At 71.4% G+C, this 25,474-nt stretch carries 20 protein-coding genes and 2 riboswitches; of the genes, 7 read left to right on the forward strand and 13 right to left on the reverse strand.

The features are described 5' to 3' along the window. Positions 1-41: 41 nt before the first annotated feature. From AC0L6F_RS03735 to AC0L6F_RS03760, 6 genes are all read right to left on the reverse strand, one after another. Entirely contained in the window at positions 42-572 is a 531-nt protein-coding gene (locus tag AC0L6F_RS03735; RefSeq protein WP_274638073.1) for a PH domain-containing protein, read from the reverse strand. Further along, on the reverse strand, positions 569-1,060 hold the full coding sequence (locus AC0L6F_RS03740) for a hypothetical protein (protein WP_473539210.1): 492 nt from the start codon (positions 1,058-1,060) through the stop codon (positions 569-571). The genes AC0L6F_RS03735 and AC0L6F_RS03740 overlap by 4 nt, the downstream gene beginning before the upstream one ends. A 74-nt stretch (positions 1,061-1,134) precedes the next feature. Continuing rightward, positions 1,135-2,802 (reverse strand): dipeptide ABC transporter ATP-binding protein, encoded by a 1,668-nt coding sequence (locus tag AC0L6F_RS03745; RefSeq protein WP_473539211.1) that lies wholly within the window; start codon positions 2,800-2,802, stop codon positions 1,135-1,137. Further along, entirely contained in the window at positions 2,799-3,740 is a 942-nt protein-coding gene (locus AC0L6F_RS03750; protein WP_259612141.1) for an ABC transporter permease, read from the reverse strand. The genes AC0L6F_RS03745 and AC0L6F_RS03750 overlap by 4 nt, the downstream gene beginning before the upstream one ends. Then, a complete protein-coding gene (locus tag AC0L6F_RS03755) occupies positions 3,730-4,659 on the reverse strand; it encodes an ABC transporter permease (protein ID WP_274638070.1) in 930 nt (309 codons plus the stop codon). The genes AC0L6F_RS03750 and AC0L6F_RS03755 overlap by 11 nt, the downstream gene beginning before the upstream one ends. 175 nt (positions 4,660-4,834) lie before the next feature. Then, positions 4,835-6,469, reverse strand: a complete 1,635-nt coding sequence (locus tag AC0L6F_RS03760; protein WP_274638069.1) for an ABC transporter substrate-binding protein — start codon at positions 6,467-6,469, stop codon at positions 4,835-4,837. A gap of 242 nt (positions 6,470-6,711) precedes the next feature. Between AC0L6F_RS03760 and AC0L6F_RS03765 the strand changes: the two genes are divergently transcribed. Beyond that, positions 6,712-7,467 carry a CPBP family intramembrane glutamic endopeptidase gene (locus AC0L6F_RS03765; protein ID WP_473539213.1) on the forward strand — a complete coding sequence of 252 codons (756 nt, stop codon included), beginning with the start codon at positions 6,712-6,714 and terminating at the stop codon, positions 7,465-7,467. A 67-nt stretch (positions 7,468-7,534) separates the two neighbouring features. Here the strand turns inward: AC0L6F_RS03765 and gcvP are convergent, their stop codons facing one another. From gcvP to AC0L6F_RS03790, 5 genes are all read right to left on the reverse strand, one after another. After that, positions 7,535-10,369, reverse strand: a complete 2,835-nt coding sequence (gene gcvP, locus AC0L6F_RS03770; RefSeq protein WP_473539942.1) for an aminomethyl-transferring glycine dehydrogenase — start codon at positions 10,367-10,369, stop codon at positions 7,535-7,537. A gap of 50 nt (positions 10,370-10,419) precedes the next feature. Further along, entirely contained in the window at positions 10,420-10,797 is a 378-nt protein-coding gene (gene gcvH / locus AC0L6F_RS03775) for a glycine cleavage system protein GcvH (RefSeq protein WP_473539215.1), read from the reverse strand. Continuing rightward, complete coding sequence (gene gcvT, locus AC0L6F_RS03780; RefSeq protein WP_473539216.1) at positions 10,794-11,915, reverse strand: glycine cleavage system aminomethyltransferase GcvT; 1,122 nt, start codon at positions 11,913-11,915, stop codon at positions 10,794-10,796. The genes gcvH and gcvT overlap by 4 nt, the downstream gene beginning before the upstream one ends. Positions 11,916-11,956: 41 nt before the next feature. Further along, positions 11,957-12,061, reverse strand: a riboswitch (glycine riboswitch). Between the two features lies 1 nt (position 12,062). Further along, a riboswitch (glycine riboswitch) is annotated at positions 12,063-12,154 on the reverse strand. 46 nt (positions 12,155-12,200) lie between these two features. Beyond that, complete coding sequence (locus tag AC0L6F_RS03785; RefSeq protein WP_473539217.1) at positions 12,201-13,373, reverse strand: MarP family serine protease; 1,173 nt, start codon at positions 13,371-13,373, stop codon at positions 12,201-12,203. 60 nt (positions 13,374-13,433) lie between these two features. After that, complete coding sequence (locus AC0L6F_RS03790; RefSeq protein WP_473539219.1) at positions 13,434-15,329, reverse strand: glycosyltransferase family 2 protein; 1,896 nt, start codon at positions 15,327-15,329, stop codon at positions 13,434-13,436. A gap of 140 nt (positions 15,330-15,469) precedes the next feature. Here AC0L6F_RS03790 and AC0L6F_RS03795 point away from each other — a divergent pair, with 140 nt between their 5' ends. The 5 genes from AC0L6F_RS03795 to AC0L6F_RS03815 are packed head-to-tail and all read left to right on the forward strand — an operon-like array spanning position 15,470 to position 21,132. After that, entirely contained in the window at positions 15,470-16,183 is a 714-nt protein-coding gene (locus AC0L6F_RS03795) for an NUDIX hydrolase (protein ID WP_473539220.1), read from the forward strand. Beyond that, positions 16,183-17,538 carry a quinolinate synthase NadA gene (gene nadA, locus AC0L6F_RS03800; protein ID WP_274638555.1) on the forward strand — a complete coding sequence of 452 codons (1,356 nt, stop codon included), beginning with the start codon at positions 16,183-16,185 and terminating at the stop codon, positions 17,536-17,538. The genes AC0L6F_RS03795 and nadA overlap by 1 nt, the downstream gene beginning before the upstream one ends. Continuing rightward, positions 17,535-19,145: an L-aspartate oxidase gene (nadB, locus tag AC0L6F_RS03805; RefSeq protein WP_473539221.1), complete on the forward strand. Its 1,611-nt coding sequence runs from the start codon at positions 17,535-17,537 to the stop codon at positions 19,143-19,145. Before nadA ends, nadB begins: the two co-directional genes overlap by 4 nt. Next, positions 19,145-19,999 carry a carboxylating nicotinate-nucleotide diphosphorylase gene (gene nadC, locus AC0L6F_RS03810; protein WP_473539222.1) on the forward strand — a complete coding sequence of 285 codons (855 nt, stop codon included), beginning with the start codon at positions 19,145-19,147 and terminating at the stop codon, positions 19,997-19,999. The genes nadB and nadC overlap by 1 nt, the downstream gene beginning before the upstream one ends. Further along, on the forward strand, positions 19,999-21,132 hold the full coding sequence (locus AC0L6F_RS03815; RefSeq protein WP_473539223.1) for a cysteine desulfurase family protein: 1,134 nt from the start codon (positions 19,999-20,001) through the stop codon (positions 21,130-21,132). The genes nadC and AC0L6F_RS03815 overlap by 1 nt, the downstream gene beginning before the upstream one ends. 9 nt (positions 21,133-21,141) lie before the next feature. Here the strand turns inward: AC0L6F_RS03815 and AC0L6F_RS03820 are convergent, their stop codons facing one another. Together AC0L6F_RS03820 and AC0L6F_RS03825 are read right to left on the reverse strand one after the other, a co-directional pair. Beyond that, the gene (locus AC0L6F_RS03820; protein WP_473539943.1) at positions 21,142-23,094 is read right to left on the reverse strand and encodes an ABC transporter ATP-binding protein; all 1,953 of its coding nucleotides are present in this window, start codon (positions 23,092-23,094) and stop codon (positions 21,142-21,144) included. 56 nt (positions 23,095-23,150) lie between these two features. Beyond that, positions 23,151-23,789, reverse strand: a complete 639-nt coding sequence (locus AC0L6F_RS03825; protein ID WP_473539224.1) for a DUF1345 domain-containing protein — start codon at positions 23,787-23,789, stop codon at positions 23,151-23,153. A 177-nt stretch (positions 23,790-23,966) separates the two neighbouring features. Here AC0L6F_RS03825 and AC0L6F_RS03830 point away from each other — a divergent pair, with 177 nt between their 5' ends. Further along, positions 23,967-25,412, forward strand: a complete 1,446-nt coding sequence (locus AC0L6F_RS03830; protein ID WP_473539225.1) for an MDR family MFS transporter — start codon at positions 23,967-23,969, stop codon at positions 25,410-25,412. Positions 25,413-25,474 lie beyond the last annotated feature (62 nt).

The following is a 25,474-nucleotide window of genomic DNA, read 5'->3' on the forward strand; positions in this document are numbered from 1 at the left end:
GGTGTTAGCTGATCGGCGTTCGGGGCGTGCACACTGACGGATCACCATGGCAGCAGCGCCACCACTGCGCACCCCGCCAGCACGACCCCGACGACCACCGCCGGCACGTCCCAGCCGCGGGTCACGGGCCCATCCGACCCGGTCGCCGACTGCCACGCCGCCCGCACCGTCTGCAGTGCGCCGTCCTCTCGCAGACCCGCCCGCGCCCCCGCACGCGGGGCGAACGGGCTGCCCCAGCACTCCACCGCCGATCCGTCGTCCAACGTGATGCGCAGCTGGGCCCGACGCTCGACATCCGCGACCCGCGCCCACGGGATGCGCACCCAGCGCAGCAGATTGCGCGCCGACAGTGCAGAGGCGTCCACCCGCACGCTCATCCGGATCAGGAACACCCAGGCGCACCACAGGATGAACGCGATCACTCCGCCGGCGCGCAGCGCCAGCTCGACCCGTCCGCGGATGGCGGCATCGCCCACGAAGATCACCGCCAGGCCCGCCAGGGCCCAGAACGTGATGACCGACGAGACCGCACGCAGCACGATCACACCGCCCTGCGCCAGATCCTTCGTCATGAAGGTCCTCCGCTGACGATCAGGGCCGCACCAGCCCAGACCACGAGCACGGCCAGCACGATCAGCGCGGGGACGTCCCACCCGCGGCGGACCGGGTCCTTCGGCGAGCCGCCGGCTCGACCCGCGGCATCCTCACGCACCCGCACCAGGTAGTCCCACTGCGCCTGCACCGTGGGAGGGGTCTGGTCCTGCCGCCCGGGACGGCGTCCCGGGCGGCCCTGCACGGGGCCGCCCAGCGAGCGCACGGAAGTGCCGTCGTCGAGGGCCAGCTCGACCTGCCAGCGCCACTGCATGTCGACGATGCGCGCGAAGGGCACGCGGATCACGCGCAGCATGTTCTGCACCGTGATCGCGTCGTCGTCCACCTCCAGATGCGACGCGAAGGCCGAGACGTATACGAACCACAGCGCGAGCAGCGGCCACGGCGCCAGCAGGAGCGCCTCGCCGACGTCGCTGCGCACGAGCGCGTCGCCCAGCAGGAACAGCACGATCGCCGCTGAGATGATCAGCAGCGGAACGGCCGACGCGGGCCGGAAGACCCGCCGGGCGGACGGGGAAGCGGTCAGCGCGCACCACCGCCGAGCGGGATCGCAGCGCCCGGGATCGCATCCAGCAGCCGCTGGGTGTACTCCTGGGACGCGTTCGCGAAGATCTCGTCCACGGTGCCGTGCTCGACCACCCGGCCCTTCTCCATCACGCACACCTCGTCGGCGACCACGCGCACCACGGCCAGGTCGTGCGTGATGAACAGGTAGGTGAGATGCAGCTCGTCCTGCAGCGCGGCCAGCAGCTGCAGGATCTGGTCCTGCACCAGCACGTCCAGCGCCGAGACCGCCTCGTCCAGGACGATGATCTCGGGCTTGAGCGCGAGGGCCCGCGCCAGCGCGACCCGCTGGCGCTGGCCGCCGGACAGCTCGTTCGGGTAGCGACTGGCCAGCTCCTGCGGAAGCGCGACCTGGTCGAGCAGCTCGACCACCCGCGCCCGCCGGGACGCGCCGTCGCCGACTTTGTGGATCTCCAGCGGCTCGGAGATCGTGTTGCCGATGTTGCGCAGCGGATCCAGCGAGCCGTACGGGTCCTGGAACACCGGCTGCATGCGTCGGCGCAGCCCGAACACCTCACGGCTGCCCAGACCCGCGATGTCGATGCCGTCGATCTCGATCGCACCCGAGGTCGGGTCCTCGATCTTGAGCACCATCTTCGCGACCGTCGACTTGCCCGAACCGGATTCGCCCACCAGCGCCAGGGTCTTCCCCTTCGGGATGTCGAAGCTGACGGCATCCACCGCCCGGAACGGCACCGAGCGGAAGCCGCCGGTGCGGATCTTGTAGTCCTTGGTCAGGTCGCGCACCCGGACTGCGGGCGCGGCATCCGCGTCGCCGTGCTCGATCCCGCGGCGCTCGACCGAGGCCTGGATCCGCTGCGAGGCGATGCTGGGGGCGGCGGCCACGAGGCGCTGCGTGTACGGATGCTGCGGGTTCTCCAGGATCTCGCGACTGGGCCCGGACTCGACGATCACGCCCTGCTGCATCACGACGATCTTCTCGGCTCGCTCGGCAGCCAGGCCCAGGTCGTGCGTGATCAGCAGCACCGACGTGCCCCGCTCGCGCGTGAGGTGGGCCATGTGGTCCAGGATCACGCGCTGCACCGTGACATCCAGGGCGCTTGTCGGCTCGTCGGCGATGAGCAGCTTGGGATCGGCCGCGAGGCCGATGCTGATCAGGGCGCGCTGGCGCATGCCGCCGGAGAACTGGTGCGGATACTGGTGCAGCCGCCGGTCGGCGTCGGCGAGGCCCGCCTGCTTGAGCACCTCGATCGCGCGCGAGTTGACCTCGCGCCGGCCGTGCGCGATGCCGTTGGCGCGGATGGCCTCCTTCACCTGGAAGCCGATCGACCACACCGGGTTGAGGTTGGACATCGGGTCCTGCGGCACGTAGCCGATCTCGCGCCCGCGGACCCGCTCCATCTGCTTCTCGCTGAGGGTGGTCAGCTCGCGGCCGTCGAGCTGGATGCTCCCGCCGGTGACGTGGCCGGTGCCCGGCAGCAGGTTCACGATGGCCGAGGCGGTCGTGGACTTGCCCGACCCGGACTCCCCCACGATCGCCAGCGTCTCGCCCGGGTACAGCTCCAGGCTGATGCCGTGCAGCACCTCGCGCTCGGTCTTCTGCCCGCGGAACGCGACCTTCAGATCGCGGATGCTCAGCAGGGGCGTGGCAACGGACTCGCTCATCGCTGTGCCCTCGCTCTCGGGTCGAGGGCGTCTCGGATGAGCTCGCCCAGCATGATGAACGCCAGCACCGTGACGGTCAGGAAGATCGACGGGTAGATCAGCGACATCGGCGCGACCCGGATGGAGGTCTGGGCCGCACTGATCTCCGTGCCCCACGAGATGACCTCATCGCCCAGGCCCACGCCGAGGAAGGCCAGCGTCGCCTCGGCCACGATCGCCGCCGCCAGGCTCAGCGTCGTCACCACCAGCAGGGGCGCGATCGCGTTCGGGATCACGTGCGAGCTGAGGGTGCCGAACTTCGACTTGCCCAGAGCCAGGGATGCCGTCACGAAGTCGGACTGCCGCACCCGCAGCACCTCGGCCCGCACGACGCGTGCCGTGGACGCCCAGGCGAACCCGCCGATCGCCAGCGACAGCGTGAACACGTTGCGGTACTGGGCGAACACGGTCATCACCACGACCGCGGCCAGGATGTAGGGGATCGAGAAGAAGATGTCGCCGACGCGGGAGAGCACCGAGTCGAGCCATCCGCCGTAGAAGCCGGCGAGGGCCCCCATGATCAGGCCGATGATCGATCCGATCAGGGTGGCCAGGATTCCCACCGACACCGACACCCGGGTGCCCCAGACGATGCGCGAGTAGATGTCGCAGCCCTGGAAGGTGTAGCCGAGCGGATGCCCGGCCGCAGGCCCCGCGTTCGAGTAGGTGAGGTCGCACGCGGTCGGATCGGTGTGCGTGAACAGGGTCGGGACGAACGACATCAGCAGGACCACGATGACGATCGCCACCGAGATCCAGAACGTCGGGCGCCGCCGGATGTCCTGCCAGGCATCCGACCACAGGCTCGTGGGCTTGGCCGCGACCTTGACGGCGTCCACCGTGATGGTGGTGGTCTCCACCGGCGCGACGTAGTGCGTCGACGTGACTTCACTTGACATAGCGGATCCTCGGGTCCAGCAGCCCGTAGAGCAGGTCGACGACCAGGTTCACGAGCACGTACAGAATGACGAATATGGTCACGAACGAGACGATCGTCGGTCCCTCGTGCAGCAGCGTCGCGTGGAACAGCGTGTTGCCGACCCCCGGGATGTTGAACACCGCCTCGGTGACCGTCGCGCCCACCAGGAGCACGCCGAAGTTCGTCGCGGAGTTGGTGATCACCGGGATGAGCGAGTTGCGCAGCACGTGCACCGGAAGCACCCGGTTGCGCGACAGACCCTTGGAGTAGGCCGTGCGCACCCAGTCCTGGTTCAGCGTGTCCAGCACCGAGCCGCGCATGAGCCGCATGCTGGTGGCGAACAGGCTGACGCCGAGCACGATCGCCGGCAGCCAGAGGCCGTTCCAGCCGTTGTCGGCGCCGACCGTGGGTTTGAACCAGCCGAGCTTGATCGCCAGGAAGTACTGGGCGACGAAGCCGAGCACGAACACCGGGACGGACAGGAAGATCAGGCCCGCGATGAGCGCGGCGTTGTCGAACAGCTTGCCCTTGCGCAGCGCCGAGACCGTGCCGACCACGATCGAGAGGATGAACTCGATGACAATGGCCATCACCGCAAGGCGTGCGGTCACGGGCAGAGTGCGGGCCAGCACGTCGTTCACGGACTGGCCGGAGAAGGTGGTGCCCAGGTCTCCGCGGAAGATGCCGGTCAGGTAGAACCAGTACTGCACGAGGAACGGCTGGTCCAGGTGATACTGGGCGCGCAGTTCGGCCAGCAGCGCGTCACTGGGCTGCTTGTCGCCGAACAGCGCGGCGATCGGGTCGCCGGGCATGGCGAAGACGAGGAAATAGATGAGCAGGGTCGCTCCGATGAACACCGGAATGACCTGCAGGAGGCGCCTGAGGATGTACGCGAACATGCGCCCTCCCTTCGGGTACAGGCATGCCTCTCATCGCGTCGCGGCGGCTGCCGGTCAGCGGGGTGTGCTGCCGACATCCTCTCGCGGAACTGATGCGAGTGCGAGTGGAGGATGACACGCCGCGAGGCGGTGACGTGATCGTCACCGCCTCGCGGTGTTGATCCCTCAGGCTGGGTCAGCCCTTGGTGATCTCGTAGTAGAGCGGAACCGAGTTCCAGCCGAACGTGACGTTGTGCACGCCCTCGGCGTAGCCGCCGGTGACGTTCGAGTACCACAGCGGGATCGCCGGGAGGTCCTTGAGGAGGATCTCCTGCGCCTTCTGGTAGTCGGCGATGGCCGCGCTCTGATCGCTCGAGGATGCGCCCTGCGCGAGCAGTGCGTCGAAGTCCTTGTTCGCGTAATCGGTGTCGTTCGAGCTGGCACCGGTGGAGTACAGCGGCTGCAGGAAGTTGTACATGCCGGGGTAGTCGGCCTGCCAACCGGTGCGGAACGCCGTCTTGATCTTGCGGGCGTTCACGTCGGCGCGCAGGGTGGCGAAGTCGACGTACGACTTGCCGGACGCGGCGATGCCGAGCGTGTTCTTGATCGAGTTCGACACGGCGTCGACCCACTCCTTGTGGCCGCCGTCCGCGTTGTACGCGATCTGGAAGGTGCCGCTCCACTTGGAGATGGCGTCGGCCTGCGCCCACAGCTGCTTCGCCTTGTCGGCGTTGTACTTCAGGACGTCGGCGCCGGTGAGCGAGTCGGACCATCCGTTGATGACCGGCGACGTGAAGTCGCTGGCCGGGGTGCGGGTGCCGTTGAAGATCGTCTTCGTGATCTGGTCGCGGTTGATCGCCAGCGACAGTGCCTGACGGCGAAGCTCGCCCTCCTGGCCGGTGAAGTGCGGCGCGTCGCCCGGGATCGAGAACGACTGGAAGATCGCGGCCGGCTGGTTCACCGCGCGGTCACCCAGGTCGGACTCGAAGGTCGCGAACGCCGACGGCGGGATCGCGTCGATGACGTCGACGTTCCCGGCCTGCAGATCGGCGTAGGCCGAGTCCTGCGAGGCGTAGAACTTGATCGTCAGACCGCCGTTCTTCACCTGGCGTCCGCCGGTGTAGTCGTCGTTCTTGACCAGGTCGATCTGCACGTCGTGCTGCCACGCCGAGTCGCTGGCCAGCTTGTACGGGCCGTTGCCGATCGGGTGCTCGCCGAACGCCTTCATGTCGTCGAACGCCACGTCCGGCAGCGGGTAGTAGGCCGAGTAGCCCAGTCGCTGCGACCAGTCTGCGGCCACCGGCGAGTTCAGCTTGACGGTGAACGTCTGGTCGTCGACCTTCGTCAGGCCGGTCAGGTCCGAGTCCTTCTCGGCGTCGAAGCCGTCGATGTCGGCGAACCAGGAGGAGTTCAGCTGCTTGTTCGAGAACTTCGCGCCGTACTTCCAGGCGTTGATGAAGCTGTCCGCGGTCAGCTCCTGACCGTTGGTGAACTTCTCGCCCTTCTTGATCTTGATCGTCAGGTTCGACGGGTCGTCGACCGTGATCGACTCGGCCATGTCGTTGACGAGCTTGCCCTTGCCGTCGTAGTACGCCAGGCCCGCGAAGATCGAGTCGAGGATCTTGCCGCCGCCGACCTCGTTGGTGTTCGTCGGGATCAGCGGGTTCTCGGGCTCGTTGCCGTTGACCTTGATGATCGCCGACGCGTCGCCGTTGCCGCCGCTCGTCGTGCCGTTGCCGCCCGAGTTCCCGCCGCCCGAGCAGCCGCTGAGGGCGATGACGCCCGCAGTCAGCAGCGCGAGAGACGCGAGAGCGATCTTCGTGCTCTTCACGTGTCCTCCTGTGAAAGGGATTGATGTCCGCCCGCAGCCGTGCGCCACTGTGCGCACCGCTTTCTACGCGCGGCGATGACGCCCACCATAAGCACGTTGACGGCTCTGCTCCAAATATGGCCCCAAACCGTTACACACCTTTTACCGATCGGGCCTCGCATGTGACAATCTGTGGAGTGTCCGCATCCTCACCGCCCCTCGCTCCTCCGTCTCGAGCACGTATCGGGTGGGAGGTCTCACTGGTGCTGGCCTGCACCCTCGGCCAGTCGGCGGTGTATGCGCTGATCCTGCTGGTGCGTCGGCTGCTGGTCAGCGTGCCGCTGGGTGACCAGTCGACCGCACTGAACCCGCCGCGGGCCATGCAGGCGTTCTGGGACGTGCTGTATCAGCTGCTGGACATCGGCTTCTCGCTGGCCCTCGTCGGCCTCGTGCTGTATCTGCTGTGGGATGTCGGGACCAGCCCGTTCCGGCGCATCGGGCTGGACTTCCGCCGCCCGGGCCGTGATCTCGGTGCCGGAGCGCTCATCGCGCTCGTCATCGGCGTGCCCGGGCTCGGCCTCTACGCGATCGGGCGTGTGCTCGGCATCACCGTGCAGGTCTCGGCATCCCCTCTCGACCCCACATGGTGGACGATCCCGCTGCTGATCCTGGCGGCCGTGCGCGCGGCGCTGCAGGAGGAGGTCATCATGATCGGCTACCTGTTCACCCGGCTGCGCCAGGCCGGGTGGAACGCGTGGACGATCATCCTGGTGTCGGCGGCGATCCGCGGCTCGTACCACGCGTATCAGGGGGTCGGTCCGATCGTCGGCAACTTCGTGATGGGCGTGGTCTTCGGCTGGTGCTACAAGCGCTGGGGCCGCGTGATGCCGCTCGTGGTCGCCCACACGATCCTGGATGTGGTCTCGTTCGTCGGGTATCCGCTGGCCGCCGCCCTCTGGCCCGGGGTCTTCGCCCCCGCCCCGTCCCCCTCCCCCTCCCCGTCACCGTCCCCGTCCTGACCCGGCCGGAGTCGGGACTGCGGCCCGGGTCCGCCAGAACCGCCCGGGGCGGGCCCGCCCGGGCGGGTCAGGCGAACGCCTCGACCGGGGGGCAGGCGCAGACCAGGTTGCGGTCGCCCCAGGCGTTGTCGATCCGGCGCACCGGGGGCCAGTACTTCGTGCGCACCAGCGACGGCACCGGGTAGACGGCGACCTCGCGCGGGTACGGGTGCGTCCACTCCCCCGCGACGACGGATGCCGCGGTGTGCGGCGCGTTCACGAGGGGATTGTCATCCGCGGGCCACTGCCCTGCGGCGACCGCGAGCGCCTCGGCCCGGATCGCGACCATCGCCTCGACGAACCGCTCGAGCTCGTCGATGTCCTCCGACTCGGTCGGCTCGACCATCAGCGTCCCGGCGACGGGGAACGACATCGTCGGGGCGTGGAAGCCGTAGTCGATCAGCCGCTTGGCGACGTCGTCCACGGTGATCCCGGTCTGCTCGCGCAGCGGACGCAGATCGAGGATGCACTCGTGCGCGACCAGGCCCGACTCCCCGGTGTACAGCACAGGGAAGTGCTCGCGCAGCCGGGCGGCGAGGTAGTTGGCCGACAGGACGGCGGCGGCCGTGGCATCCCGCAGCCCCTGGGTGCCCATCATCCGCATGTACGCCCACGAGATCGGCAGGATGCCGGCCGAGCCGTACGGCGCGGCCGAGACCGGCCCGCCGGTGAACCGGACTCCCCCGGCGTGGTCGGCGCGCTGCGCGAGCGGGTGCGAGGGCAGGTACGGCGCCAGATGCGCCTTCGCCGCCACCGGGCCGATGCCGGGGCCGCCGCCGCCGTGCGGGATCGCGAACGTCTTGTGCAGGTTCAGGTGCGAGACGTCCCCGCCCAGGTCGCCGAACCGCGAGTATCCCAGCAGCGCGTTCAGGTTGGCGCCGTCCACGTACACCTGCCCGCCGGCGTCGTGCACGGCCTGGGTGATGGCCACGACATCCTGCTCGTACACTCCGTGGGTGGACGGGTAGGTGATCATCAGCGCCGCGAGGGTGTCGGCGTGCGCGGCGATCTTCGCCCGCAGATCGTCGAGGTCGACGTTGCCGGCCTCGTCGCAGGCGACCACGACCACCTGCAGCCCGGCCAGCACCGCCGACGCCGCGTTCGTGCCGTGCGCGGACGACGGGATCAGGCAGACCGTGCGCTGCTCCTCGCCGTTCCCGCGGTGGTACCCGCGGATCGCGAGCAGCCCGGCCAGCTCGCCCTGCGAGCCCGCGTTCGGCTGCAGCGACACGCTGTCGTAGCCGGTCACCTCGGCCAGCCAGGTCTCCAGCTGCTCGATCATCGCCAGGTATCCGCGCACGTCCCGCTCGGGCGCGAACGGATGCACGCGCGCGAACTCGGGCCACCCGATCGCCGCCATCTCGGTGGCCGCGTTCAGCTTCATGGTGCACGAGCCGAGCGGGATCATCCCGCGGTCCAGCGCGTAGTCCCGGTCGGCGAGCTGCTTCAGGTACCGCATCATGGCGGTCTCGGAGCGGTGCGTGTGGAACACCGGATGCTGCAGGTACTCGTCCTCGCGGCGCAGCACGGCATCCACCCCGGCCAGGGGCACGGCGTCGGCCCAGTCCAGTTCGCGCTCGCCGTGCTCGTCCGCATCCGGCGCACCGAACGCCCATGCCACGGCGGCGAGGTCGGCCGCAGTCGTGGTCTCGTCCACCGAGACGCCCACCGTGGCCTCGTCGGCCCAGAACAGCTGGTATCCGCGGGAGCGCGCCCGCTCGATCACCCGCTGCGCGGTGCCGGGCACGGTCACCCGCAGCGTGTCGAAGAACGCGTCGTGGTGCACGCTCTGCCCGTAGTCACGCAGCCGCCCGGCGAGCGCCGTGGTCTTGCGGGCGACGTCCGACGCGATCGCACGCAGCCCGTCCGGGCCGTGGTAGACGGCGTACATCGCCGCCATCACCGCCAGCAGCACCTGGGCGGTGCAGATGTTGGAGGTCGCCTTCTCGCGCCGGATGTGCTGCTCGCGCGTCTGCAGCGCGAGTCGGTACGCCGGCTGGCCCGCGGCATCCTGCGAGACGCCCACCAGGCGTCCCGGCAGCTGCCGCTCCAGCCCCTGCCGCACCGCCATGTAGCCGGCGTGCGGGCCGCCGAAGCCCATCGGCACGCCGAAGCGCTGGGTCGTGCCGACCGCGACATCCGCGCCCAGTGAGCCCGGCGACCGCAGCAGCGTGAGGGCGAGCAGGTCGGCGGCGGCCACCGCCAGTCCGCCGGCCACATGGGCGGCATCGATCACGCCGGACGGATCCCACACCCGCCCGGACGCGCCCGGGTACTGCACGAGCACCCCGAACAGCTCGTCCGGCAGCGTGGCCCCGTCGGCGAGGGCCCGCTCGACCAGCTCGATGCCGACGGCGGCGGCCCGCACGCGCAGCACGGCCTTGGTCTGGGGCAGCGCGTCGGCGTCCACGACGAACACCGGGCTGGCGGCCTTCGAGGCGCGCCGGGCCAGCAGCATCCCCTCGGCGACGGCCGTGGACTCGTCGAGCATCGAGGCGTTCGCGGTGGCCAGGCCGGTCAGGTCGGTGACCATGGTCTGGAAGTTGATGAGCGCCTCCAGCCGTCCCTGCGAGATCTCGGGCTGGTAGGGGGTGTACGCGGTGTACCAGGACGGGTTCTCCAGCACGTTGCGCGTGATCACCGACGGGGTGAAGGTGTCGTAGTAGCCGAGGCCGATCATCGGACGGGCGGGGCGATTCTGGTCCGCCAGGGCGCGCAGTTCGGCCAGCGCCTCGGCCTCGGTGGCGGCCGGCGGGATGTCGGTGGTCGTCCGCGGCGCCGACGCCGCGGTGGAGCGGATGGATGCCGGCACCGCCGCGTCCACGAGCGCGTCCACACTCGCGAACCCGAGAGCATCCAGCATCCGCCGCTGCGCGGCGTCGTCGATGCCGATGTGGCGCTGCGCGAAGCCGGTCACTGCTCGCCGCCGATGAGCGCCAGGTAGCCCTCGCGGTCGAGCGTGTCCGCGGCTTCCTCTCCCTCGATGCGGATCAGCCAGCCGTCGCCGAACGGGTCGGAGTTCACGGCCGACGGGTCGTCGTCGAGCGCGCTGTTGACCTCGACGACGGTGCCGGTGACTGGCGCGTACAGCTCGCCGACCGACTTGGTCGACTCGATCTCGCCGCACACGTCGCCGGCGGTCACGGCGGTGCCGACGTCGGGCAGGTCGACGTAGACGACGTCGCCGAGCTTGTCGGCGGCGTAGTCGGTGATGCCGACGGTGGCCACCTCGCCGGACCGGGCGATCCACTCGTGCTCGGCGGTGTAGCGCAGGCTGTTCAGATCGGTCATTTCGTCCTCCGGTAGAAAGGCAGGGTGGTCACGGTGGCGGGCACGTGCGTCCCGCGCACGTCGATGAGCAGGGCGGTTCCCGGGGCGGCCAGCGCGGGCGGGACGTAGGCCATCGCGATGGGGTGCCCCAGGGTGGGGCTGAGTGTGCCGCTGGTGATCTCGCCCACGGCGTCGCCGGCCGCGTCGAGCACGGCGTAGCCGGTGCGGCCGGCCCGGCGGCCCTCGGCGGTCAGGCCGACCAGCACCGGCGCGTGGGTCAGGTCGCGGGCGGCCAGGCCCGCCTTGCCGACGAACTCGTCCTTCGTCATGGCGACCACGCGCCCGAGGCCCGCCTGGGCCGGCGCGGTCTCGCGCGACAGCTCGTGGCCGTACAGCGGCATCCCCGCCTCCAGCCGCAGCGTGTCGCGCGCAGCCAGTCCCGCGGGAACGAGTCCGTGCGGGTCGCCGGCGGTGCGCAGCGCATCCCAGAGGGCGCCGGCCTGCGTGTTCGGGACGAGCAGCTCGAAGCCGTCCTCGCCGGTGTAGCCGGTGCGGGCGATCAGCACCGGGGTGGATCCGAACGTCGCGTCGCGGCAGGCGTAGTACGCGAGTCCGTGCAGGTCGGATGCCGCGAGCCCGGCCGTCTCGTCCAGGATCCGCTCGGCCCGCGGGCCCTGCACCGCAATGAGGGCGAGCGCGTCGGTGAGGTCTTCCACCGCGGCGGGCTCTTCCCCGTCGGCGGCGGCGAGCGCGGCGGCCGCCGCATCCCGGTTGCCCACGTTGGCGATGACGAGGAACCGGTCGGCACCGGTGCGGTACACGATCACGTCGTCGATGATGCCGCCGTCGTCGGCCAGCAGCAGCGAGTACTTGGCCTTGCCGACCGGCATCGTCGACAGGCGCCCGGCCAGGACGCGGTCCAGGAGCGCCCCCGCGGACGAGCCGGTGACCTGGAATTCGGCCATGTGCGAGATGTCGAACAGCCCGGCGGCCTCGCGTACGGCGCGGTGCTCGGCCAGATCGGAGGTGTAGCGGACGGGCATGGCCCAGCCGCCGAAGTCGGTGAACGAGGCGCCGAGCGCCTCGTGCCGCGCGTGCAGCGGCGTCTGGTGCAGCGGGGGCGAGGAAGATGCGGACATGGGTGCCTTCGAGTCGGCGACGCCGTCGGCGTCGATCGGACTCCCCCTCTGTCATGGGCCTGAGAGCTTCGCCACGAGCGGATGCTGCGGCTTTCACCGTCGGCGGATTTCGGCGCGGCTGTGCGCGAAATCGCTTTTCAGAGTGGCCGGACGTCCACGGTATGCGGACCTGAGAGATTGGCGGGGAGGCTTGCTCCTTCGGTGTCCGGCGTGGTGCCGGACTCTCCCGTGTGCGTCATGCGGCCGAGATGCTGTTCAGTTGCGCTCACAGCATACCCGGCACGGTCACCGAATACAGTGCCCGGACGACACCGTCGAGGTGAACGATCCGAGCCGGGCCACCACGGGGGCCAGCGCCTGGTCGGCGATCGCGTAGCCCAGGTCGCCGTCGTCCTCGCTGCGCGCGAACACCACGCCCGCGACCGTGCCGGATGCGGTCAGCAGCGGACCGCCCGAGTTGCCGGGGCGCACCTGCGCCTTCAGCGAGTACACCGGCCGGGGCTCGCTCGACTCGTCGTAGATGTCGGCGACGGGAGCGGTGCCCGCCGACAGCACCTGGGCGTCGCCCAGCGTGAACGGTCCGCCATACGGATATCCGGCCACCACCGCACCGGCGCCGGCCGCCAGCGGCCGCGACAGCTGCAGCGGTGTGGCGTCGAGTCCCGGCACCGCGATCACCGCGAGATCCTGCCCGGGATCGAAGTAGACGATGCGTCCCTGATGCGCGGCGTGACCGGGCAGCTGCACGACCGGCTCATCCACTCCCGCCACGACGTGCGCGTTCGTGACCACGGCGGTGGGCGAGACGGCGAAGCCCGAACCGGTCTGGCTCACCCCGCACGCGTACGCGACGCCCGTGATCCGCGCGACCGAGGCCGAGGCCGCGGCGATCTCCGGATCATCCAGCGGCACCGGCGCGGCCGGGGCGGCGGTGCCCGGGCCCAGGAGCGCGCCGACGGCGGGCAGCCCGTCGGCGGCCAGCGTCCCGCGCACGCGGGCCAGCGCCTGCTGCACCGGGGCGGGGATGAGGGCGTCGATCGTGCCGATGACCCGAGAGGATGCCACGGCCGACGAGACGACCGGGATCCCGGTCGCGATGACGCCGGTGGCCGCCAGCGACGCGACCAGTGCCGTGACCAGGACGCCGACCACCCCGCCCAGAAGCCGGTCGATCAGGCGCAGCGGGGTGCGGTCCACGCCTCGGCGGACCCACGCCCCGATCATCCCGCCGAGCGATGCGCCGATCGCCAGCAGCGCGGCCCAGGTCGCCACTTCGACCACCGTCCCCCAGATCGGGACGGCGACGAGTCGCGCGACGGCCGGCGCCGCCCAGACCGCCGCGATGCCGCCGGCCACGAGTCCGGCGAGCACGCCGATGCTCGCCACCAGGCCGCGGGCGATCCCGGTGATCAGCGCGACCACGAGGATCACGAGCAGCACGATGTCCACGACGGCCATGGGTCTCCTCTCGGTCCCGCCAGGGTATGCGGCGCGGCTGAGAAGTCGCTCGCCCCGCGGTCAGCCCCGCCGTGAGCCCCGGCTCAGCTGTGCCTGCAGCGAGGCCGGCAGGTGCGGCATGATCCGGCGTGCGGCGGAGCGGAGGATGCCGCGGGCACTGCGCCGCGGCTCGTGCCGGACGCGCACCCGGCCCGACCGGCGCACCTGCACGCGCAGCCGCGAGCGGGTGATGCCGAACACGATCGCGTACAGCCCGGGCCGCGCCGGCAGCGCGCCGCGCACGCGCGCCCGCCCGTCCTCGACCACGAGCCGGCACTCGCCGATCGCGCGACCGCCCGTCTCGAGGCGGCCGCGGACCTCGGCCGGAGACAGCACCGTCACGTGCGGGAGGTCGAGCACGAGCTGCCCGTCCTGCACCGAGGCTGTGGTGCGCGGGTCGTCGACGATCCCGAACAGGCTCTGCCCGACATCCACGCTCAGTCCGCCGTTCTGCGCCCGATACGCCGCTGCCGGTCGACCGGCGGCGATCGCCCAGGTCCGGTCGCGCGTCTCGGTGCGGACCCGCCGCACGATCCGCGTGCTCATGATCGTCGTGCGCAGGTACAGGTCCCAGGGGCCGTCGTGCAGCCGGCCGGGACCGTCGTCGGCGACGTCCCAGCGCAGGGCGAGCTGCGCGGTCGCGCGCACGGGTTCCCCATCGGAGGCGGCCTGCAGGCGCGCGCCGACGCCGTGCCCCAGCATCCAGTCGATCTTCTGCGTGCGCGAGCGCCGGTCCACGGCGTAGCCCGCCGCCTCGAGGTCGGCGGTCACGTCGGCGGTGAGCGCATGCTCGGCGGCGAATCGCGCCACGTCGGGATCGAGCGCGAGCACCGCACGACCGTCCTGCCAGATCACCGCGGACGGCTCGGTGGTGTCGAAGCGCCAGGTCAGGTCGACGGCGACCGCCAGGCCGTCGGCGGTCCACCGCACCGGACCGGCGACCGGGGTGCAGTCCAGCCGGGGCCAGGTGGGCATGTGCCGCGCGATCAGGTCGAAACGGCCGGCACGGGCCAGCGCGATCCCGATCCGCCGCCACGGGTCCAGGTGCCGGTCCGCATCCTCGGGGATACGTGGCAGCAGCTCGGCCGCGAACGCACGGATGCGGTCGCGCTGGGCCTCGGTGCGCTGATCCCAGCGGAACAGCGGCAGCACCCGCATCCGCAGCTGATACGCCCGGAACCGCGGCAGCAGCTCGCCGAACCGCGGCTGCTGCAGCTCTTCGTCGATCCAGCGGAACACCCGGGCGACGGCATCGAGGTACTCTTCCAGGTCGTCATGGAAGGTGGCGCTCGTGGTGTCGTGCTCGGGCCGATGCCACAGATAGAACGGCGTGGACACCATCAGCGAGACCACCCGTGCGCGGGCGTGCGCGGCGATGTCGAACGCGATGTCCTCCCAGATCTGCCGCCCGCCCTCCGGGAACCGGATGCCGCTCTCCCGCAGGAACGCCGTGCGGAACATCTTGTGCGGGTTCATCGGGACCAGCGGATGCGGGTCGATCCAGTCGATCGCGTTGTCGACATCCGTCGTCACGTCGCGCATCGCCCAGCCCGGGGTGTCGCTCTTGGACTCCTTGCCGTCCACGACGTCGGCCCCGGTGCGGTCGGCGAGCGCGCACGCAGCGCGCAGCGCATCCGGGAACAGCCGGTCGTCGTGGTCGAGGAACACCACGTAGCGCCCCTGTGCCCGGTCGATGCCCTCGTTGCGGGGCCGGGAGGGCCAGCCCGACGGCGGCAGCCGGATCACCCGGTAGTTCTCGCGGTCGCGGGCGAACGCCTCCAGCCGCGCGGGGGTGTCGTCCGGCGAGCCGTCGTCGATCAGGAGCACCTCGAGCTCCTGCTGCGGCAGCGTCTGCGCGTCCAGGCTGGCCACCAACTCATCCAGGTGGGCAGTGGACCGATACGTGGGCACCACCACGGAGACTCGCTTCAGGATGCCCCCTCGATCGTCGTCCGGCCGGCACATGCGGCCCGCGCTCAGCGTATCGGCTTCCGACGCCCCGGTTTGGCGTTCTGGTCGAACTGACTCTAAGATCGGATCCGACAGTTAAAGTCACTATGACCAGAACCGATTCCGCCGCACCCGCCCGCGTCGCCGTGTCCACGGTGATCTTCACGCTGCGCCCACGCGAGGACGGAGCATCCCTCGCCCTGCCGCTGGTGCGCCGCACCCGCGAGCCGTTCGCGGACCGGTGGGCGCTGCCCGGCGGCTGGCTCGACTCTGCGGAGGAACTGGATGCCGCGGCGTCGCGCACGCTCGCCGAGACGACGGGCCTTGCGCCCAGCTATCTGGAGCAGCTGTACGCGTTCGGGGCGCTCGAGCGCTCCCCCACCCGGGTCGTGTCGATCGTGTACTGGGCGCTGCTGCGGCAGGACGAGGTGGACGCGCGCGGCGACACCCCGCACAACGTGCGCTGGTTCGACGCGGACGCGCTGCCCGAGCTCGCGTTCGACCACAACCAGATCGTGGAGTACGCCCTGTGGCGGCTGCGGAACAAGGTGGGCTACTCGCGCATCGCGCACGGCCTTCTGCCGGACGAGTTCACCCTCGCCGAGCTGCGCGAGGTGTACGAATCCATCCTGCACCGACGCCTGGACCCGGCCAACTTCCGCCGGCAGGCCGAGGCGACCGGCACTCTCATCCCCACCGATCGCTTCCGCACCGGCAGTCACCGCCCCGCACGTCTGTACCGCTACGACGGCGACATCGAACTCGCCGAGCGCGGTCCCTTGACCACCACGCCACCCGAACCCCACCGAATCGAGGAATGATGGCGCCCACCTCGCTGACGCTGACCGAACGGCCGGATCCCGTCGACGCATCGGTCGATCACGCGATCCAGGCGATCGCGACCGGCACCTCCGCGCAGACGTCCTGCTCACCCGACCTCGCGGCCGGCCCCTGGGACTTCGACACGGTTCCCGGGTACGGGCCGGGGGCCTCGCTCGGCGACGTGATCCCCACCGGCGCGCCGCGTCAGGGCGAGCTGCCGCGGGAATACCGGGAGGCGCCGGAGGCCGAGCTGCACGAGCGCATCCGCGCGGCCAAGCGCACATTGGGCGACCGGGTCGTGGTGCTCGGCCACTTCTACCAGCGCGAAGAGGTCGTGGCCCACGCCGACTACGTCGGCGACTCGTTCCAGCTCGCCACCGCGGCCCAGGAGCACCCGGATGCCGAGGCCATCGTGTTCTGCGGGGTGCACTTCATGGCCGAGACCGCCGACCTGCTGTCCGGCCCCGACCAGGCCGTGATCCTGCCGAACCTCGCCGCCGGCTGCTCCATGGCCGACATGGCCACGATCGACGAGGTCGAGGACTGCTGGGAGCAGCTCGCCGACGTCTACGGCGACCTGGACGCGCCCGATGCGGACGGCCTGGTGCCGGTGGTGCCGGTGACGTACATGAACTCGTCCGCGGCGATCAAGGGCTTCGTCGGACGGCACGGCGGCATCGTGTGCACCTCGTCCAACGCGCGCACGGTGCTGGAATGGGCGTTCGCGCGCGGACGCCGGGTGCTCTTCTTCCCCGACCAGCACCTGGGTCGCAACACCGCGAAGGCGATGGGCGTGAGCGAAGACCGGATGCCGATGTGGAACCCCCGCCGCCCGCTGGGCGGGTCGTCCGCGGACGCACTGGGCGAGGCGCGCGTGATCCTCTGGCACGGGTTCTGCTCGGTGCACCGCCGGTTCACCGTCGACCAGATCGACCGGGCGCGCGCGGAGCACCCCGGAGTCCGCGTGATCGTGCACCCGGAGTGCCCGGCGCCGGTGGTGGATGCCGCGGACGAGTCGGGGTCGACCGCCTACATCCGACGGGCGATCGAGGAGGCGGACGAGCCGACCGTGTTCGCGATCGGCACCGAGGTCAACCTGGTCCAGCGCCTGGCCGCGCAGCATCCGCAGCACACCGTCTTCTGCCTGGACCCGGTGGTCTGCCCGTGCTCGACGATGTACCGGATCCACCCCGGCTACCTGGCGTGGGTGCTGGAGGGCCTGGTCACCGGCCAGGTCCGCAATCGGGTGCAGGTGCCGGCGTCGGTCGCCGACCCCGCCCGTCTCGCCCTGGAGCGGATGCTGGCGGCCCGGCCGCCGGCATCCTCCGGCGGGAGCGCGGAGCGCGCCTCGTGACCCATGTGGTGGTCGTCGGCAGCGGGATCGCCGGCATCACCGCCGCTCTGCACGCGGACGCGGCCGGCGCCGCGGTCACGCTGGTGACCAAGGGCGCCCTGCAGGATGCGAACACCACCGTCGCCCAGGGCGGGATCGCGGCGGTCGTCTTCCCCGAGGACAGCGTGAAGGCCCACATCCGGGACACGCTCGCGGCCGGGGCGGGACTCGGCGCACCGGCGGCGGCGCGGGTGCTCGCCGACGAGGGCGCGGCGCGCATCGACGAGCTGATCGAGGCCGGCGTCGCCTTCGACCGCACGGCCGGCGGCGACCTCGCCCGCGGACTGGAGGCGGCCCACTCGTTCCCGCGCGTCCTGCACGCCGGCGGGGATGCGACCGGCCGGGCGATCGAGGAGGCCCTGGTCGCGCGACTGCGCGCCTCGGGTGTCCGCGTGCTCGAGCATGCGTTCCTCATCGACCTCGTGACGGCCGACGGCCGGGCCACCGGCGTCGACCTGATGATCGCCGGCTGCCGCGGCATCCTTCCCGCCGACGCCGTCGTGCTGGCCACCGGCGGCGCCGGCCGTCTCTACGCGCACACGACGAATCCGGCCGTGGCCACCGGCGACGGCATCGCCGCCGCGCTGCGGGCCGGCGCCGAGGTGGCCGACCTCGAATTCGTCCAGTTCCACCCGACCGTGCTGGCCGGTCCCGCCTGCTTCCTCGTCTCCGAGGCGGTGCGCGGGGAAGGCGCGACGATCGTTGACGCGGCGGGACGGCGGTTCCTCTTCGACGCGCACCCCGACGGCGAACTGGCCCCGCGCGACGTCGTCGCACGGGCGATCGCGCGGCGCATGCGCGAACAGGACGGACGACCGGTGCTGCTGGATGCGACATCCGTCCGCGGCGCCGACACGGCGGCATTCCTCGCCGCGCGCTTCCCCACGATCGATGCCGCGGTGCGTGCGCACGGATGGGACTGGGCGCACAGCCCGATCCCGATCACCCCCGCGGCGCACTACCTGATGGGCGGCGTGGTCACCGACCTGGACGGCCGCACGAGCATCCCGGGGCTGTTCGCGGCCGGCGAGTGCGCCCGCACCGGCGTGCACGGCGCGAACCGCCTCGCCTCGAACTCCCTGCTCGAGGGCGCCGTGTTCGGCGCCCGGGCCGGGGCTGCGGCGGCGGTGGCGGCATCCACCGGATGGCCGACGGTCCGCGGCCCCGCGTCCGTCGTGCCGTCGGGCGCGTCGGGCGCGAGCGCCGACATCGCGGCGTCGCCGTTCTCCCGCGCCGCCCTGCAGGAGCTCATGTGGCGCTGCGCGGGCGTCGAACGCGACGCCCCCGGCCTCGCCCACGCCACCGCGGTGCTGTCCAGATGGGCCGCAGCGGTCCGCAACCCGCGCACGCCCGCCGATTTCGAGCACGAGAACCTGCTGACCGTCGCGCGGGCCGTCGTGGCCGCGGCATCCGTCCGTCGCACATCGGTCGGCGCGCACTTCCGGCGCGACGACCCCGCGTGCAGAACTCCGGTGATCCGGTCCGTGGCGACCCGACACGCCCCCGATTCGCCCGAATCCGGCACGCATGTCCGGAGTTCTGCACACGTCCTGCAGGAGGCCCGCTGATGCTCACCCCCGCCCAGATCGAGCGCGCCGTCGCCGCCGCGCTGGAGGAGGACGCCCCGTGGGGCGACCTGACCAGCGTCGCGCTGATCCCCGAGAGCGCCACCGCCCGTGCGGCCCTCGTCGCCCGCGAGGAGGGCGTGCTGGCCGGCGGGGCGGTGTTCGCCGCCGCCTTCGCCCTCACCGACCCGGGCATCGAGGTGACTGTGCAGCGGGACGACGGCGCTGTCTTCTCCCCCGGCGACGTGCTGGCCACCGTCACCGGACCGGCGCGGGCCGTGCTCACCGCCGAGCGGGTGGGCCTGAACTTCGTGCAGCGCATGTCGGGCATCGCGACCCTGACCGCGCGCTACGTCGCCGAGGTCGCCGACAGCCGGGCGCGCATCGTCGACACCCGCAAGACCACCCCGGGGCTGCGTGCCTTCGAGAAGCACGCCGTGCTGTGCGGCGGCGGCCACAATCACCGCTTCTCGCTGTCGGATGCCGTGATGGCCAAGGACAACCACCTGGGCGTGCTCACCGGGCAGGGACTGAGCGTGACCGAGGCGCTCCTGCTGGCCCGCACCCGGCTGCCGCACACCACCCACATCGAGGTCGAGGTCGACCGGCTCGACCAGATCGAGCCCGTGCTGGCCGCCGGCGTCGACACCATCATGCTCGACAACTTCTCGCTCGCAGACCTGCGCGAAGGCGTGGCGCAGGTGGCCGGTCGCGCGGTCGTCGAGGCCTCCGGCGGGGTGCGCCTGGAGACGGTCCGGGCCATCGCCGAGACCGGCGTCGACGTGATCTCGGTCGGCGCGCTCACCCACGGCGCGCGGGCCGTGGACCTGGGCCTGGACCTGCAGATCGAGGGCTGATGCTGTACCTGGACCACGCCGCCACCACCCCGGTCCGCCCCGAGGTGCTCACGGTGATGACGCCGTACCTGACCGGGGTGTTCGGCAACCCGTCCAGCCACCACACCGTCGGCGAGTCCGCCGCCGAGGCGCTGGCCGATGCCCGTGCCCGGGTGGGCCGGGTGCTGGGCATGCGCGCCGCCGACGTCGTCTTCACCTCGGGCGGCACCGAGGCCGACAACCTGGCGATCAAGGGGATCGGCGTCGCGGCCGCGCTCGCCCGCGACGCCCGGCACGTGATCACGCTGCCCATCGAGCACGAGGCCGTGCTGGCCTCGGCCGAGCACCTCGCCCGGGTGCACGGGTTCGATGTCACGCTCGTCCCGGTGGACGCCGCCGGTCGCGCCGATCCGGCCGCGATCGCCGCGGCGATCCGGCCCGACACGGCGCTGGTCAGCGTGGGCTACGCGAACAACGAGGTCGGCACGGTGCAGGACGTCGCCGCGATCGCGGCCGCCTGCCAGGCCGCCGGCGTCCCCCTGCACGTGGACGCCGTCCAGGCGGCCGGCTGGCTGCCACTGGCCGGCATCGGCGCGGACGCCCTGGCCGTCGCCGGTCACAAGGTCGGCGCGCCGAAGGGAACGGGCGCGCTGGCCGTGCGAGCGCGTGTCCCGCTGGAACCTCTCCTGCACGGCGGCGGGCAGGAGCGCGGGCGCCGCAGCGGCACCGAGGACGTCGCCGGCGCGGTGGGCCTGGCCACCGCGCTGGAGCTCGCCGAGGAGGAGCGGGCAGCGGATGCAGCGGCCCTGACGCCGCTGCGGGACGCGTTCATCGCCCGGGTGCTGGCGACCGTGCCGCAGGCGCGATTGACCGGGCACCCGGTGCACCGGCTGCCCGGGACCGCCTCGTTCACGTTCGCCGGCACCAGCGGCGAGGCGATCCTGCTCGAGCTGGAGCGCCGCGGCGTGGTCACCTCCAGCGGTTCCGCGTGCGCGGCGGGGGCGGATGAGCCCTCGCATGTGCTGCTCGCGATGGGCGTGGACCGCGAGACCGCGCAGACGGCGGTGCGGTTCACGCTCCCGCACGGGCTGCGGCACGACCTGGATGCCGTCGCCGCGGCGGTCGCGGCATCCGTCGCCGCGGTCTCGGGCTGAGCCGGCCGCTCACTCCCCCGTGGGGTCGTCCGGCGCCCGGTCGGCGCGGCGCTCGGGATGCGCGGGCGGCACCGGCGGCGCCTCCCGCTCCTCGGTGTCCAGCACGCGGCTCGCGGCCAGCTGCTGCGCGGCCAGCTGCGCGTACAGCCCGCCGCGGGCCAAGAGCTCGCTGTGCGTCCCGGACTCGACGATGCGCCCGGCATCGACGACGTGGATGACGTCCGCGCCGATCACGGTGGACAGCCGGTGGGCGATCGACAGAGTGGTCCGCCCGCGGGATGCCGCCTCCAGCGCCTCCTGCACGACGCGCTCCGAGACCGTGTCCAGCGCGGAGGTGGCCTCGTCCAGCAGCAGCACCGGCGGGTCCTTCAGCAGCACCCGGGCGATGGCGATGCGCTGCTTCTCGCCGCCGGAGAGGCGATAGCCCCGCTCGCCCACGATCGTCTCGTATCCGTGCTCGAAGCCGGTGATGATGTGGTGGATGTTGGCGGCCCGGCACGCCTCGTAGAGCTCCTCGTCGGTCGCGTCCGGCTTCGCGTAGCGCAGGTTCTCCCGGATGGTGGCGTGGAACAGGTAGGTCTCCTGCGACACGATGCCCACGCCGTCGATGATCGATTCGTGGGTGAGCGCGCGCACGTCGGCACCGGCGAACAGCACGGCGCCCGAGGACGCCTCGTACATCCGCGGGGTCAGGTACAGCACGGTGGTCTTGCCCGCCCCGGACGGACCGACGAAGGCCACGTATTGTCCCGGCTCGGCGACGAACGAGACGCCGTTCAAGGTCGCCCGGGACTCGGGCGCGGCGTCCGGGTAGCGGAACACCACGTCGCGGAACTCGACCCGGCCCACCGGACCGGGTGCGCGGTCCACCCCGATCGCGTCCGGCGCATCGGCGATCGCCGGGACGAGGTCGACGTACTCGAAGATGCGGGCGAACACCGCCGACGATGTCTGCAGATCCAGCGCGACCCGCATCAGGCCCATCAGCGGCTGCAGCAGACGTGCCTGCACCGTCGTGAAGGCGACGACCGTGCCGGCGGTGATCAGATCCGCGCCGCCGGAGATGAGGAACCCGGCCACCAGGTAGATCACCGCCGGCACGCTGGCCATCAGCACCTGCACCAGGGCGAAGAACCCCTGCCCGCTCATCGCCCGCCGCACCTGCAGACGCACCTGGTTGCGGTTCTCCTGCGTGTACCGGGCTGACTCGGCGCGCTGGCGGTTGAACGACTTCGACAGCAGGATGCCGGAGACGCTCAGGGTCTCCTGCGTGATCGAGGTGAGCTCGGACAGCGACTCCTGCGTCTCGGCCGCGATCCGCGCCCGGACCTGACCGACCCGCCGCTGCACGACCGCCAGCACCGGCATGAGGATCACCGCGATGATCGTCAGCCGCCAGTCGATGAGGATCATCGCCACCAGCGATGCGATCACCGTCACCGCGTTGCCCAGGATGCTGGAGACGGTGTTGGTGAGCACGCCGGCCACCGCGCCCACGTCGTTCTGCAGCCGGGACTGGATGACACCGGTCTTGGTGCGGGTGAAGAAACCGAGCTCCATCGCCTGGAGGTGCTCGAACAGCCGGATCCTCAGGTCGCCGGTCACGTTGTTGCCCACGGTCGAGGTCAGCCACGTCTGTCCGAGGCCGAGCCCGGCCGAGACAAGGAACAGCAGGACCATGATCAGGACGAGGCGCAGCAGCAGCCCCAGATCGGGACCCCCGCCGGTTACCGGGAACAGCGCGTCGTCGAACACGCGCTGCACGATCAGCGGCGGGATCACGGCGACGCCGGCGCCGACCACGACCAGCACGGCGGTCGCGATCAGCTGCGCGGTGTACGGCCGGAAGAGCTCTATCACGCGTCGCCCGAGGTGGGCGATGACCGGCGCCTCGGCGTTCTGCCGGCGCTGGGCATCGGCGTCGACGCCACGGAACCCCACTCCGCCGCCACGCCCGCCCATGCTCACGCGCTCAGCCTAGCTTCGGCCGCGGACGGCGCCGGATCGGCGGCACCCGGTCACAGACCCGCGAGCAGATTGATCACCGTGCCCAGGATCACCGCACCGAACAGGTAGCCCAGCATCGACTGGCCGATGATGATCCGACGCATCGCGTTCGTCGTCACGTTCGTGTCGGCGACCTGGTAGGTCAGTCCGACCCCGAATGCGACGTAGGCGAAGTCGGTGTACCGCGGGGGTTCGTCCTGGTTGAACAGCAGGCCGCCCTCCGGATCGGCGTAGTACACGTCGGCGAGGCGCACGATGTAGATGGTCTGGATGAGCAGCCACGAGGCCGCGACGCTCACCAGGGCGACGCCGGCCAGGATGAACGCGAGCACGCCGCGCGCCTGGTGCGTCTGGGTCAGCACGGCCACGACCGCCCCGACGCTGGCGACACTGCCCAGCAGCGCCGTGGCACGCCCGATGCTGCGACCCGGGTCCTCCGTCGTCGCGTGGGTCCGCGTCTGGACCGGATCCATCGGCCAGACCGCGATCAGCAGCCAGCACGCGGCGGTCAGCGCTCCGGCGGCCCATCCCGACAGCAGTCCGGCGGCCAGGCCGAGGGACGGCGCCAGCGCGAAACCGGCCACGCACCCGACCGCGAGCGCGATGATTCCCCGCACCACCAACCGCGCATGCCAGGCCGGTCTCCCCATGGCGCAATGTTCGCACGCGCGACGGGAATGACGTGTCCGACCCGGCCGTTACTCTTGGAGTTCGCTGCACGCGCACCCTCCACCGGGCCTGCGGCGGCCGTGCCCGTCGCCAGGGCCCGTCGCCCCGCGCAGCATCCCGTCTTCCGACTGCCGTCCCGCCCGATCTGAGGAGCCACCATGGCCGCAACCGAGACCTCCCCGGTCGTATCCGGAACGACCGGACTGACGCCGGCGCAATCACGCGTGATCTGGCTGCTGCTGGCGGCCGCGTTCGTGGCGGTGCTGAACGAGACCACGATGGGCGTGGCCATTCCGCACCTGATCCATGACCTGAGCATCACGGCGGTCGCCGCGCAGTGGCTGACCACGGCCTTCATGCTGACCATGGCCATCGTGATCCCGATCACCGGCTTCCTGCTGCAGCGGTTCACCACGCGCGCAGTGTTCGTCGCGGCGATGAGCCTGTTCTCGGCCGGGACGCTGCTGGCGGTGCTCTCGCCGGGCTTCGGGATGCTGGTGGTCGCCCGCGTCGTCCAGGCATCGGGCACGGCCATCATGATGCCGCTGCTGATGACGACCCTGATGACGGTGGTGCCCCCGGCATCCCGCGGCCGGATGATGGGACGGGTCAGCATCGTGATCGCCCTCGCCCCGGCGATCGGTCCGACGCTGTCCGGCTTCCTGCTGGACACCCTGGGCTGGCGCTGGAACTTCGGCATCGTGCTGCCGATCGCGCTGGTCGCGCTGGCGATGGGCGCCCGGTGGATCAGCAACGTCGGAGAGACCTCGCGCGCGCCGCTGGACGTGCTCTCGATCATCCTGTCGGCGTTCGGCTTCGGCGGGCTGGTCTACGGGCTGAGCCAGGTGGGTGCCCAGGCGGCGTCCGGCGGAATGCTGATCGGCGCCCTGGTGGTGGGGGTGGTCGCCCTGGCCCTGTTCCTGTGGCGCCAGCGGGTGCTGCAGCGGGTCGACGACGCGCTGCTGGATCTGCGCGTGTTCCGCTTCGGCAACTTCTCGCTGTCGATCGCCCAGACCGCGCTGCTCTCGTTCGCGTTCTTCGGTGCCATCACCGTGCTGCCGCTGTACCTGCAGTCGGTGCGCGGGCTGCCGGCGCTGGACGCCGGGCTGATCCTGCTGCCGGGCTCGCTGCTGATGGGCTTGGTCGGCCCGCTCGTCGGGCGGATCTACGACCGCTGGGGCACGCGCGTGCTGCTCGTGCCGGGCACGGTGCTGGCGGTGATCGTGCTGTGGACCTACACGACCCTGGATGCGCACACGCCGGTGTGGTTCATCGTGGTCGCCCAGACCGTGCTCTCGCTCGGCCTCGCGCTGTCGTTCACGCCGTTGTTCACCGCGTCGCTCGGGTCACTGCCCAAGCGGCTGTACTCCCACGGAAGCGCCGTCGTGGGCACGGTGCAGCAGGTGGCGGGTGCGGCCGGCATCGCCGCGATGATCGCCGTGATGTCGGCAGTCTCGATCAGCGACGGGGCGGTCGACGAGGCGCTGACCGCCGGCGGATCGCACGGCGCGTTCCTGCTCGCGGCGATCGTGTCGATCCCGATGCTCGTGGGCGCGTTCCTGATCCGCAAGCCCGCCGACGACATCGAGGATGCTGCGGTCTGAGACGGGGGCTGCTCAGCTCAGTCGCTGCAGCATCCGTCCATGCCGCAGCAGGCACCCTCCTC

The sequence above is a fragment of the Microbacterium sp. G2-16M genome (genome assembly GCF_055809115.1).